This window comes from Rufibacter aurantiacus, from assembly GCF_017916345.1.
Taxonomy (GTDB): Bacteria; Bacteroidota; Bacteroidia; order Cytophagales; family Hymenobacteraceae; genus Nibribacter; species Nibribacter roseolus.
The window spans coordinates 825,357-838,093 of sequence record NZ_JAFMSV010000003.1 but is presented as its reverse complement, the minus strand read 5'-3'; the positions used below and the strand labels follow the sequence as shown (position 1 = coordinate 838,093).

Annotated in this window: 9 protein-coding genes; 7 read left to right on the top strand and 2 right to left on the bottom strand. The window is 51.3% G+C overall.

Annotated elements, in window-relative coordinates:
- The first annotated feature begins 305 nt into the window (after positions 1 to 305).
- Complete coding sequence (locus J3P34_RS22245) at positions 306 to 956, top strand: TlpA family protein disulfide reductase (protein ID WP_210489277.1); 651 nt, start codon at positions 306 to 308, stop codon at positions 954 to 956.
- 143 nt (positions 957 to 1,099) lie between these two features.
- Here the strand turns inward: J3P34_RS22245 and J3P34_RS14005 are convergent, their stop codons facing one another.
- Positions 1,100 to 2,941: a glycoside hydrolase family 15 protein gene (locus J3P34_RS14005; RefSeq protein WP_210489276.1), complete on the bottom strand. Its 1,842-nt coding sequence runs from the start codon at positions 2,939 to 2,941 to the stop codon at positions 1,100 to 1,102.
- A 311-nt stretch (positions 2,942 to 3,252) separates the two neighbouring features.
- Here J3P34_RS14005 and J3P34_RS14000 point away from each other — a divergent pair, with 311 nt between their 5' ends.
- The 4 genes from J3P34_RS14000 (at position 3,253) to J3P34_RS13985 (ending at position 8,600) form a co-directional block, all read left to right on the top strand.
- Positions 3,253 to 3,621, top strand: a complete 369-nt coding sequence (locus J3P34_RS14000) for a hypothetical protein (protein WP_210465267.1) — start codon at positions 3,253 to 3,255, stop codon at positions 3,619 to 3,621.
- 198 nt (positions 3,622 to 3,819) lie between these two features.
- A complete protein-coding gene (locus J3P34_RS13995; RefSeq protein ID WP_210489275.1) occupies positions 3,820 to 5,799 on the top strand; it encodes a S41 family peptidase in 1,980 nt (659 codons plus the stop codon).
- A gap of 265 nt (positions 5,800 to 6,064) precedes the next feature.
- Positions 6,065 to 6,880, top strand: coding sequence for a GlxA family transcriptional regulator (locus J3P34_RS13990; protein WP_210489274.1), 816 nt, complete (start codon positions 6,065 to 6,067; stop codon positions 6,878 to 6,880).
- A 214-nt stretch (positions 6,881 to 7,094) separates the two neighbouring features.
- Complete coding sequence (locus tag J3P34_RS13985) at positions 7,095 to 8,600, top strand: serine hydrolase (protein WP_210489273.1); 1,506 nt, start codon at positions 7,095 to 7,097, stop codon at positions 8,598 to 8,600.
- Between the two features lie 18 nt (positions 8,601 to 8,618).
- Here the strand turns inward: J3P34_RS13985 and J3P34_RS13980 are convergent, their stop codons facing one another.
- Complete coding sequence (locus J3P34_RS13980) at positions 8,619 to 10,712, bottom strand: S9 family peptidase (protein ID WP_210489272.1); 2,094 nt, start codon at positions 10,710 to 10,712, stop codon at positions 8,619 to 8,621.
- Positions 10,713 to 10,854: 142 nt separating this feature from the next.
- On the opposite strand from J3P34_RS13980, the gene J3P34_RS13975 reads away from it, so the two are divergent.
- Together J3P34_RS13975 and J3P34_RS13970 are read left to right on the top strand one after the other, a co-directional pair.
- Positions 10,855 to 11,016 carry a PH domain-containing protein gene (locus J3P34_RS13975; protein WP_210489271.1) on the top strand — a complete coding sequence of 54 codons (162 nt, stop codon included), beginning with the start codon at positions 10,855 to 10,857 and terminating at the stop codon, positions 11,014 to 11,016.
- 5 nt (positions 11,017 to 11,021) lie between these two features.
- The gene (locus J3P34_RS13970) at positions 11,022 to 12,488 is read left to right on the top strand and encodes a carbohydrate-binding protein (protein ID WP_210489270.1); all 1,467 of its coding nucleotides are present in this window, start codon (positions 11,022 to 11,024) and stop codon (positions 12,486 to 12,488) included.
- Positions 12,489 to 12,737: the final 249 nt, after the last annotated feature.

Genomic DNA, 12,737 nt, shown 5'->3' with positions numbered 1-12,737 from the left:
TTAGAGAAATCAGGTATAAAAAGGCCGCTTCTGCTTAGGAGCGGCCTTTCGTTTTTTCCAGTGGTTCTGAAAAACAAGCTTAAAACAAGCGGAAGAACAATGAATTAGATGATAATGGCTTTATATTAGGAGCATTGAATATTTCGTTGAGGTTGAAGCTGTCGGTTATCCGGGTCTTTCCTCATTTTCTTACTATTTAAAATTTAATACCAAATTACACCTTCATGAAACGAATCGCTTATTCCATTCTATTTGCTTCATTGTCATGGTCCTGCACAAAGGAAGTGCAAAAAGCAGCTGAGCCTGTGCAGCCAGCAAAAATCTATTTAGGAAGTACCGAAAGCAGAATCCAGCAATACCGGGCGGACTCGCAAAAGTATTGGGATAAAGGTGATGCAGAGAATGCCCAGAAATACCGTGATTCCATCAAGGCAGTTATTGTCAACACTTACATTAAAGAACACAGCTTTACCTCCCTGGAAGGTTCTGCCTTTGAAACCGCCAATCAGGACAAGCCCATGTTCCTGCAGGTGACAGCCTCCTGGTGCGTGCCCTGCCGTGCGGAGATCCCCGCTTTAAACCAGATTGCCGAGAAGTACCAGGATCAGGTAGACTTTGTCCTGCTGTTCCAGGACCCGGCAGATAGGCTTACAACCCTTTCCAAAGAGTACAACCCTACTATTACGTTGGTACCTTCCAATAAAGTAGTATCAGACCCTAACACCATTTATATTGCAGGGTTCAGGCACACCATGGGCTTTCCCAGCACCTACCTGATCACCCCTGAAAACCAAGTCATCAACTTCACTCAGGGAGCCCAGGCTCCAAGAACTTATACCAGAGAAGATGGGAAAGAAGTCACCATCACCCAGGAAGAGGCGAACCGGCAGAATTTTGAACGTTTAGAAGCCGAGATCAAAGACTTGCTGCAGAAATCTGCCGTGCACAATCTCTGATCAGTTGTTCTGTAACAGGATTCAAGAGGTGATGACCCACTACAAGTTTTAAGGCCATTTCCAGAAATCACGCTCTAAACAGACTAAGCCTGTATTTTTGTTTTAGGCTGTTTTGCTGAAAACTGGCCTAAAACAAACTGCTTTTAGACAAACAGATCCCGGTAGCCGTTTTTCTTTTCCCCGTTGATTTGGCGGTTGAGTTGGTAAGCGGCGCTGATGAGGGCCAGGTGGGTGAAAGCCTGGGGAAAATTACCCAGCTGTTCGCCCTGTTTGCCTATCTGCTCAGAGTAGAGGCCCAGGTGGTTCGCGTAGCCCAGCATGGTCTCAAACTGGAGACGGGCTTTGTGGTGCTGACCGGCTTTGGAAAGGTTCTCGGCATACCAAAAGGAGCACATACTAAAGGTGCCTTCGTCGCCGGAGAGGCCGTCCTGGGCACCGTCGGTGAGGTTATAGCGGTAAACCAGCGAACCGGCCATGAGTTCTTCTTCAATGGCTTTGAGAGTAGACAGCCATTTGGGGTCAACGGGACTGATCATGCGCACCAGGGGCATCAGGAGCACGGCGGCATCCAGGGTGGTGGCGCCTCTGTACTGCACAAAGGCCTGCTTTTCTTCGCTCCAGTGTTTCTCGTAGACTTCTTCGTACACGGTGTCACGTTCCCGGATCCATTTGTCTAAGGGAGCCGGAAAAGAGCGGCTCTGCGCAATCCGGATGCCACGGTCCAGGGCTACCCAGGCCATGATCTTGGAATAGGTGAAATCCTGCTTTTCGCTGCGCACTTCCCAGATGCCGTGGTCGGGTCGCTGCCAGTTATCGGCCACAAAATCAACCAGAGAGCAAAGGGCTTTCCAGAAGGAATAGGTGATGGGGCCTCCGTACTTGTTGTAGAGGTAAATGGTGTCAATGAGTTCGCCATAGATATCCAACTGGAACTGCTGGGAGGCCTTGTTCCCGATGCGCACCGGCCCCGACTGGAAATAGCCTTCCAAGTGGTCAAGGGTGGATTCGTGCACATCGGTGGAGCCGTCTACGGCATACATCAGTTGTAGGTCAGAAGGCTGGGGCATTTCCTGGCAGCGGTCCATGACCCAAAGGCAGAATTTCCGGGCCTCGTCCATGTAGCCCAGGCGCAGAAAAGCGTAGATGGTAAAGGCCGCATCCCTGATCCAGGTGAAACGGTAATCCCAGTTGCGTAAGCCGCCAATGGCCTCGGGCAGGCTGAACGTGGCGGCCGCCACCGTGGAGCCGTAGGTGCGGGAGGTGAGCAGTTTGAGCGTGATGGCCGACCGCATCACCATCTCGCGCCAGTACCCTTGGTAGGTTGATTTGGCTACCCAATCATGCCAGAAGAGGAAGGTTTGCCGTAGCGTGTCTTCAAAGTAAGCCATCAGGTCCTTAGGGTGTTCCGCTTCCCTAACAGATTGCCCTTCCAGCACAAAGCAGACGGTCTCATTTTTGGCCAGCGTCCAGACGCCTTTTATGTCTCCTTTCTGTACTGTGCAGGGCTTACTGGCCAAGAACCTGATCTGGGTCTGGTCCTGGCCTTCGCTTTGGATGAGGAAAGTCTGGGAATTCTGCCGGGTCACTGAGTGAGGAGCGCGGGCGTAGTCAAACTCAGGTTTGAAATCCATTTTGAAGGACATCTGGCCTTTCACCACTTTCACCATGCGCACAATGACCCCACTGTTTTCCTGCTCTTTGGGAGGCATGAAGTCAAGGAGCTCGGCCATGCCATCCTGGGTGAAGAACCGGGTCTGCAGAATGGCGGTGTCTGGGATGTACTGCTGCCGGCTACGGAACTCTTTAGCCTCTGGCTGAATAGACCAGAAACCGCCTTTCTTGTAATCTAGCAGGCGGGCGAAAAGGGTAGGGGCATCGAACCGAGGAAAGGGAAGGTAATCCAGGGAGCCATATTTGGAGACCAGCGCCACCGTGTGCAGATTCCCGATCAGGCCGTATTTCTCAAGGGGTAGGTAATGTTGCATGTCCAGGTGCAGTATTTTTACTGTAACGGTTTAGGGGAGGGAGTGTTTATATTTCGGGGAAGGGAGCCCAGAAAGAAAGCCTTGTTTTAAGCCTGATTCTGGGAAAATAAGTGAAAAACAGGCGGGCCTTTTAGCCTGTGTACCTGATTTTCGTATAGCAAATGCCCATTGGTTTTCGTTTTTGAATCAGTTGTGGTATGTTCGTGGTAGCGAGGGCTTAGTTTGATCAGATGAACACGTTTCAGTTAAAAAGAGGAAGTTTACGAATAGAGGGGGACCGGATCTTCATCAATGGTGAGCAAGCCAAGTATGTGAAAATACTACACCTGGTGGCCTCCCTGTGCTGGACGGTTTTTTTCTCTCTGCAAGCCCAGAAGCACTATAAAACCTACCTGCTCACGCACCAGCTGTACCAATTAATTTTTGCCGGCATTACGGCGGCCATTGTGGTGTTCTGGCTTTACGTGGGCTACACCCGCGGCATCAAAGACCCCGGCCGAGATGAGATTGACCTCAAGCAGATTGTGAAGGCCCAGAAGAAGCTGCGCGGCTCAGATGAAGTGCCCATGATCACCCTTTTTCTGAACGACAATCGCCGCAAGACATTGGAGTTCAGTAACCTGGATGACCTGCACTTCGCAGATTCACTGGCCGGGCGCGGCGTACTCATTGTGGAATAGCAAAATAAGGCCAGCCTTAAACCGTTTAACAGATAATAGTCCGTTTCAGGCTTGTTTCCCAAAAACAGGCGCAAAACGGATTTTGATCTTTCTACAGGCAATTACACTTAGTATTGCCTTTTGCGTAGGCGAATATCAATGGTTTGGCAACCCATCGGGTACTTTCTAATTGGGCCGAGGCAGGAAAAGATATTCATTATGAGAAACAGCTACAGAAAACTTCCCCTTGCCTTAAGAACATACAACCTCTGGCTCAGGCTGCAGATACTGCTTTGGGTTCTGGGCTTTGGGCTACTCAGCCAAAGCGGCGCCTGGGCTCAGGATAAAGAAAACCTGGACACCGATAAGCAATTGTATTTCTTCCGAATCTGGGGCCACCTGAAATACTATCATCCGGCCTCGGCCATGGGGCAGTTGAAAGCCGATTCATTGTTTCTGGCCAACCTGGCCAAGGTAGACTCAGCCAAAACCCAGAAGCAGGTGAATGCCGTGTTCAAGCAGCTTTTGAACGAGGTAGGCGTGCCGGCCGGGGATAAAGCCGGTCCGCAGAAAGACAACCCCAAAGGCGCTTTCCTGCTCAAGAACCTGGACGATTCCTGGCGCACCAAATCAAAGTTCCTTTCCTCTGATAACCGGAAAATGCTCAACCAGATTTTTGAGCGCCGCTACACCGGGGATAAGCACTATTATACCTACATCCGCAATAACCCGTACGGCGGCACCATGCCCCATGAGCCGGAGTATGCCTTTGAGCCGAAGGAGAACCTGCCGTACCCGCTCCGCATGCTGGCGCTGGCCAAGTTCAAAGCCTTTGTAGACTACCTGTACCCCTACAAGCACCTCATGGACGAGAACTGGGATGCGGTCATAGGCCAGTACATTCCGCAGTTTGCCCAGTGCGAGACCCGCGAAGGGTACGAGCGGCTGCTGCTGGGCGTGAACGCCCGCCTGGATGATACGCAGGCCTACTCGTTTTTCCGGCAACTGCACCACCGCGAGAAGCTCTTCAAAAACCATTACTACCCGCCTTTTGACTACCAGGTGGCCGAGAAGAAGATCGTGGTTACCGCCGTTATTGATGAGGCCCTCTGCAAGCGCTCCAACATCCGCCGGGGCGATATCATAGAAGGGCTGGACAGTGTCTCGGTGGCTGAGTGGGTGAGGGCTCTGGATGCGCTGCTGTCGGTGTCTAATGAGTCCAGCCTATGGGCACGGGTAGGAGAGTGGGGCGATAACCTGCTGTTCCGCTCAGAAGACGCCACCATGAATGTGCAGCTCACCCGCGGCGAGGAACAGCTCAGCACCACCCTCCGGCTCATGGACCCCTCGCAGGCCGCCAAAGCCAAACTCATTGACGCGTACTTTAAAAAGAAGCAGGCAGTACCCTCCAAAAAGAGCAAAGGCCTGGCCTACGCCGCCAAAGGCATTGTGCACTTCAAGATTGACGATACTTTCCGCCTCATCAAAGACGAGACCTCAGAGGAGGATTACCGCCTCATGGACTCGCTTTTCACCCGTGCCACCAAAGCCAAAGGCATCATCTTTGACATGCGCGGCGAGCCAGATAACAGTGATTTCGTGTTCCATTACGCGTACAAGAAATTCGGGAAGAAGAACCACTACTTTGCCCGCTATTTCCAGCTGAACCCGTACCAGATAGGCTCTTACCGCCTGCTTACCCAACCCGAGGTCTATTACCCCACAGACATCACCCCCGATGAAGAGACCTATAACGGCAAGGTGGTGATTCTGGTGGACGGTACCACCCAGAGCATCAGCGAATGGCACACCATGAGTTTGCAGCGCCTGTTCCCCAACAGCATCACGCTAGGCGAGCAGTCTGCCGGCGCCGACGGTGATGTGAAGCGCATAAACCTGCCCGGCAAATACGTGGTGGCGCTCTCGGGCAACGGCATCTATTACCCCAACAACAATGTAACCCAGCGCCTGGGCGTGCGCGTGGATGAGCAGGTGCATCTCACTCTTAAAGGCGTGCTCGCCAAAAAAGACGAGTTACTGGCGAAAGCCATTGAGTTGATTGGGGAAGAGGTGAAAGAGGACGACAAACCAGCAGAGGCTAAAAAAGAAGAGACCAAAAAGCCTGATTCCAAAAAGCCCGAGGCAAAGAAAATAGAAGCGAAGAAGGCGGAGTCTAAGAAAAGCAAGGCTTCATTCTGAGGTAAAAGCTTCCATTCCAAAATATAGCTACCTGTTCATGAGTAGGTTAAGCTGCTGTTTTTTTGACGTATGTCCAAAAAGAACCTGGAAAGCTCCGCTTTAATCTAAGACTGGTTAGCTTTTCCAAATTTGTATATTTACAAAGAATTACAACCCATTACCTTTCGCCTACCTACCTGCTTGCACAAATAAGACAAAGGAGCTAAGAGCCGCCTGTCGCTTTAGAGGTAACCTTCAAACAGGTAAGAGGCTGCCCTCTCCACGCATGAAAATCGTCTTCGTAGTCCCTCCACAAGTTCACTTGCTTGACATCACTGGTCCTGCTCATATTTTCTATGAGGCTAAGGTGTTCCACCCTGAACTTGAGTTGTGCTTCGCCTCCATTGGATCATCAGCTGAGGTTGAGAGTTCCGCCGGACTTTTCTTCTCTAGGCTCACCCCCTTCAACTCTTATACTCTAAGCACAGGTGACTATATTTTCATCCCTGGCATAGACTACTCCATCTTGTCCAATCCCGCTTTCCTGGATTCTGCGCAAGATTTCTTTGGGTGGATAAGAGAGCAGCATGCCTCAGGGGCGAACATCTGCTCCGTTTGCACGGGTGCATTTCTTGTGGCCGAGGCGGGCCTGCTGAACCAGATGTCTTGCACCACCCACTGGGGGTATTTCTCCAGGTTTACCGCCCGGTTCCCGGAGGCGGGACTGAAGCGCAACCGTCTTTTTGTGGAAGACAGGGGAGTCTTCACCAGCGCGGGCGTAAGTTCCGGCATTGACCTCTCCTTGTTTATCTTGGAGCGGCTGTTTGGGCAGAGACTGGCTTATGAGGTCGCCAAGATCACGGTGGTATATTCCCGAAGGGGAGCTGATGACCCGCAGCTGAGTGTTTTCCTGCGCCACGGGAACCATCTGGAAGACAGGGTACACGCTGCCCAGCAGTACATCTTTGAACACCTAGGGGAGAAACTGCTGACCGCAACCATCGCCGACCATGTCAACATGAGCCCACGGAACCTCACCCGCCTTTTCAAGAAAGCGACCGGATTGACCATTGGCGAGTACCTCAACAAGGTAAGGGCATAGAAGGCTGGCCATCTGCTGAGAGAAGGCTATAAGCTAGACTATGTAGCAGCGCAATGTGGCTTTGAGGGTGATAGCCAGCTCAGGAAAATTCTCAAGACGGTCGTTAATTAGACGGTTTATTGAGCGGCATTATTGTTTTGTCCGGATAGAAGCCGTTTATGTCCTTCCGCCCGTTTTCCTTTGGTGGTAGCTTTGCCTCATAATAAGCATTTACATGAAGAAAGCCTTTACCACCTCCCTTTTACTCCTCCTTCTCACCACCATCCACGCGCAGGTTGATCCACGTGTGCGGGGTATAAAAAAACAGATAGAAAAAATTTTGGAAACCACCCATACGCCCGGCTGCGCAGTAGCGGTGGTGGAGGGCAACAAGGTCCTCTATACCCAGGGTTTTGGCTACCGTGATCTCGAACGGAAAATAAAGGCGGACGCCCATACCTTGTTTCCAATTGGTTCTGTTACCAAAGCCTTCACTGCCGCGCTCCTAGGGCAGCTTAGGGATAAAGGAAAGCTTTCGTTTGAGGAAAGCCCACTGAGATATATCCAGAATCTAAAGTTCTACAATGAGCAGCTAAACCGTGAACTGATAGTCCAAGACCTACTGGCCATGCGGACAGGCCTTGCCCTACATGACAAGGCTTGGTCAGGTATTCCAGTGAACGACAGGGACAGTCTGCTAAGAAGGATTCAATATCTTGAGCCTGCTCATAAACTGAGGGGAAAATGGAATTACAGTAATTTCTCCTATTTTACCTTAGGAGTCATCGGTGAGAGGCTTACGGGAAAAACCTGGGAAGAAAACGTGGAATCTTCTCTCTTTAAGCCTTTAGGGATGAACAACTCAAGCTTTGGGATAAAAGGATTATCGAAGACCCAGAATGTGTCCTTAGGGTATATTTCCACCAATGGTAAAGCAGAAGAGGTTGAGTACTTAAACCTTACAGCAATGGCCCCGGCCGGGGGAATCAACAGCAATGCCCATGACATGGGCAACTGGCTGCTGGCCTGGGTCAACAAGGGAAACCTCGTGGGACAACAGGTCCTGCCGGAGCAGTATGTGGCAGAAGCCATAACCCCACAGGCAGTCATGCCAACAGGCTATTTGCCTGATGAGGAGTTCTCAGGCATGTATCAGGCAGGTTACGGCTACGGATGGATTCTTTCTGATTATAAGGGACATTACCGGGTTGAGCACGGAGGCAGTATTGACGGGTTCAGGGCATCCGTAGCATTTTTCCCGAATGAAAAGATTGGCGTGGTGGTTTTAACGAACCAAGCAAACTACGAGGCAGCCATGATGATCAGAAATACCTTTGCTGACAAACTGCTGGAGGCAAAATCAACGGATTGGTTGGCTATATACCTGAAGAGCCAGGAACCCTGCCAACCTGCTTCTGAACCACCATTAAATCAAAAAGCTCCGCCGTTGGCAACCACTCCATCCCATAAGGGATTGGCTGGCAATTATACGAATCCCGGTTATGGAACAATTACCATCTGTTACGAGAATGGCGAGCCGTACACCTATTTTAGAAAAAGGAAGCTTATGATAGTCCCTGCCTTGACAGGAAAGGATGTTTTCCAAGCCATCACTACAACTCCTCCCTACAGGACAGCGATGCCACCGCTGCACTTCAAAAATAACCCAGAGGGTAAGGTAGTCTCCCTTTCCATCCAATTTGATGATGGAATAAAGCCCATTGAGTTTTCCCGCGATTAATTCGGCCTGTCTCTGTTTCTACTCCACCGGCAGTTCTGGCTCTTTCTCCCCAAAAACGTAATGATTGAACCATTGCCAGTTGTGCCAGGTGGCCGCCAGGCGTTCTTTTGGTTTGTTGATGCCGTGCCCGAAGCCTTTGTAGACGATGAGCCTGGAGGGGATACCCCGGTCCTGTAATCCGCGGTAGAGTTCGTAGGCATTAGGAATAGGCACCCGTTTGTCAAACTCGCCGTGCTGGATCAAGGTGGGCGTGCTGGCTTTGTTGATATTGGTCATGGGCGAAGTCTTGAGGTAGATCTCCATGTCTGACCAGGGGGTGGCTTGCAGATACTGGCGGGTGAACGGCGTGATATCTGTGTTGACGTAATAGGTGATCCAGTTGGAGATACCGGCGCCCACTGAGATGGCTTTGAAACGGTTGGTGTTGGTGGTGAGAAAAGCCGAGATGTAACCGCCCTGGCTCCAGCCCATAGAGCCCATGCGGGTGGTGTCAATCATGCCTTTCTTGGCCAGGTAGTCTACGCCACTCATCACATCCCACATATCGCCCACGCCCAAGTTACGCACGTTGAGCGACCGGAACTTCTCCCCGTAGCCTGCGCTGCCCCGGTAATTCACCCGCAGCACCAGGGCGCCTTTCTCCACCCATTGCAGCATGGGGTACACGTAAGAGGGCGTTGGATCTGGCAGGTCTATGCCGGTGGGTCCGCCATGGATGACAATGAGCAGAGGGTATTTTTTGGTGGCGTCAAAGTTTCGGGGTTTCAGCAGCACGCCGTCAATTGAAGCACCATCAGTGCTTTGCCAGGTAATGACCTCGTTCACGGGCGTGTTCCAGCCTTTGATCTGATCAGTGGAGTTAGAGAGTTTTTTCAGGGACTTGTTCAGTTTACCGGTGTAGATTTCCCCCAGATCGGCGTGGTTACGGCCACTTACCGCCACCAGGTCGGTGTTTTTGCTGAAAGCCACGTTGTTGACCAGATCCAGGGCCAGCGATAGGGCTTTGGTTTTGCCGGTCTTGGGATTTACCTCAAAAACTTTCTGCCTGGTTTTTTCCAGGGCATTGAGGTAGAGGCCGTTCTTATTCCAATCCAGCACAGATTTGTTTTCATCTATGGCCTGCGCTATCTCGTGGCTTTTGCCGGATTGGGTGTCATAGAGGAACAGGCGGTTGTTTTTAAAGAAATAGGTGGTAGAATCATTCAGGGAGCTGCTGTATACAAAAGCCTTCCCGTCTGGGCTCCATTTGCTGAAGAAATCACCAGTAGGGTTAGAGATGAGGGTTTTGACTTCTTTGGTATCTGCGTTGATGGTGGCAATGTCTGACCGTAGGCTGCTGTTGATAAGCGGATTAGGCTGCTTATTGAAGGCGATGGTTTTGCCGTCTGGGTTCCAGGCAAAGCTGGTGACGTGGAAATTGCCGGAGGTCAGCTTCCTGGCTACCGATAGCTTGATGCAATCATGCGGCGGAGATGGCGGGGTGGTCGCTGTCTGGAGAGAGTCTTTCTTAGCGGGGTAACACGGCACCTGTCCGGCCAGCGCGATGGAGTCATAGTGGAAGTTCAGTAACCAGAGATGGCTCTGCTTGAATTCCTCGCCCTCAATAGCAAAGGCTCCGTAGCGTTCCTTCATAGTTTTATCCTTTTTGCTTTCCGCTTCGGCTTTGGTATAGGCCAGCCTTTTACCGTCGGGGCTCCACTCATAATTGCCCACGCCGTCCTCATCTTTGGTGACCTGCAGCGCCTCACCGCCGGTCACTGGAATGATGTACAGCTGGTTTTTCTCACCCCGGTCGGCCAGGAAACTCACGAACTTGCTGTCTGGGGTAATACGGGCCGAAGTGCTGCTGCCTTTGGCAGTGCGGGTGAGGGGCTGGGAAGCGGCACCGTCGCGGGAGAGCCACAGCTCAGTATCATAGGCGTTGTTTGTCCAATCGGTGCTGGTGACACTGTAGACCACGGTTTTGCCGTCCGGCGAAATAAGGGGTGAACCCACCTGCTTCAGGCTGATGACTTTCTCAAAAGAAATGGAGGAACCCTGTTGGGCCCTTACGTTTCCTGTGAGCCCCAGGAACAAAAGGAAAACGAACCTGAATTTCAAAAAGGTGGCCATAGATTTAGTTTGTCTTGGAAGAATTTATGCGCACAGGATTTTAACATTAATAAATTAAACAATTTTGTTGCATAAAGGCCAATTTATCGTACTATTAATAAACTTGGTACTTTTCTATCCTTCCAACTAAGACTCTGAGAACATGGGCTTAATTTCTGCCATTCTTGGAAACGCTGGTGCTGTTAGCCAGGAAGAATTATTTAGGAAATTTGGCCAGCTTCTCACCGACCGGGAAGAAATAGAATTGGGTTTCAGATTGTTCCGGTACACGTTTATTTTCACCACCAAAGAGTCATCTTCATAGGAACTATGACAAAACTCAAGCCACTTCTATCGTTGACATTCTTGGCTCTCGGCACATATCCTATCCCCGCCGAAGCTAAGCAGAGACCCTACTTCGGTGCACCACTTGAGCTTCCGGCCCGAGTGGAAGCGGAGAACTTCGACCGCGGCGGCAGGAAAGTCGCTTACTATGATACTACCCGTGGAAATCGAGACCGTGCTTATCGCAGGAAAGAGGACGTGGACATTGCCCGTAACGTCCTCACCAATGGCTTTCACATCAGTGCTATCAGGAGCGGCGAGTGGCTGGAATACACGGTCAAGGTTGAGACCGCCGGCGAGTATGAATTTACGGCATCCGTTGCCACCACCGCTGCCGGCAAGAGCTTCCAGATGCTCATTGACGGTGTCAACCTGATGGGGAATATCATGGTCCCCAACCGGGGCAGCTATCATAGCTACTCTCTCACTGACCCCAAACGCGTGAAACTGGGCGCTGGTCAGCATCTGCTGCGTTTCCAGACTCAGTCTGAATATTTTGATGTTGATTTCTTCGAATTCAAAAAAGTAAGCACTGATCCGCCGCCGCCTACCGCCAAAGTGAACCTGATCCTTGACCTGGATATCATCAACGACTCTGACGATGCAGGGGCTTTGGCCGTGGTGCACAGCCTGATGCGATCCGGTGAGGTCAATGTCCTCGCGATGATGATCACGGTGTCTTATCCGCACAGCGCCCTGGCCACCGATGCGATCAATACTTACTTCGGGCGCCCCAAAATCCCGATCGGTATCCTGAAGGATAATACACTACTCGCCACTGGCGGCTGGTACAATCAAATTTCCCACAACTTTCCCCACGATCTTTCCCACGCCCCCAATGCGACGGAACTCTACCATAAAATTCTATCTAAACAGCCGGATAAGAGTGTCGTGATCGCGAGCATAGGGCCGCTCCGCAACCTCGATAACCTGATGTTATCGTCGGGCGGAATGGACCTGATCCGGCGCAAAGTGAAGAGGTGGGTGGCAGCAGGCGGCCGCATCAGCGAAGACGGCTCTACCGGAACTTCCTTTAACTACAAAATGTCGGGCGCCAGCACCCAACGGGTCATCAACCATTGGCCGGGAGAGGTCTGGTTTGTGCCCAACCAGGTGGGTGACAACATCGCGACAGGAAATCGGCTGCTGGCGGGCAAATCCAATTCAAATCCCGTGCGCAAGGCTTATGAAATAGCAAAGAGCCGATACGACGGCCCTGATTTCCGGCCGAGCTGGGACCAAATGGGCGTGCTGGTTGCAGTGCGGGGCCTCTGGGGCGGAAAGCTGACCTCCGTGACTACCGGCCAGCTGAGATCAGACGTGGGCGGCAACGTCTCCTGGAAATATCCGTCGGCCACTCACCCAGACAAAAATCACCACTTGATCAAGCTCAATGCGAGCACGTCAGAGATGAGCACCATTATAGAGAAAATGATGATGATTGATCCGTGAGGTGGAGAACTACTGTTCCTGAAAATGAGAGAGGGCTGCTTCGTTCTTTGTGACCTGCAGCGCCTCTCCGCCGCGGGAAGCCAAAACTCAGTGCCATAGGCGTTATTCGTTTAATCGGTGCTGGTGGCACTGGCAAGCTATTGATTTAGCACACTCTGTGGCTTGGCTTCTAAATAGCTTGAACTCAATAAATTAAAACTTTACTTGTAAATAGGGTAATATCTGGTACTTTTAATATAGCAGGTGAGA

Coding starts and splice junctions, on each gene's coding strand:
- J3P34_RS13995 (WP_210489275.1), top strand. CDS start 3,820: ATGAGAAACAGCTACAGAAAACTTCCCCTTGCCTTAAGAACATACAAC.
- J3P34_RS13970 (WP_210489270.1), top strand. CDS start 11,022: ATGACAAAACTCAAGCCACTTCTATCGTTGACATTCTTGGCTCTCGGC.
- J3P34_RS14005 (WP_210489276.1), bottom strand. CDS start 2,941: ATGCAACATTACCTACCCCTTGAGAAATACGGCCTGATCGGGAATCTG.
- J3P34_RS13990 (WP_210489274.1), top strand. CDS start 6,065: ATGAAAATCGTCTTCGTAGTCCCTCCACAAGTTCACTTGCTTGACATC.
- J3P34_RS13980 (WP_210489272.1), bottom strand. CDS start 10,712: ATGGCCACCTTTTTGAAATTCAGGTTCGTTTTCCTTTTGTTCCTGGGG.
- J3P34_RS13985 (WP_210489273.1), top strand. CDS start 7,095: ATGAAGAAAGCCTTTACCACCTCCCTTTTACTCCTCCTTCTCACCACC.
- J3P34_RS13975 (WP_210489271.1), top strand. CDS start 10,855: ATGGGCTTAATTTCTGCCATTCTTGGAAACGCTGGTGCTGTTAGCCAG.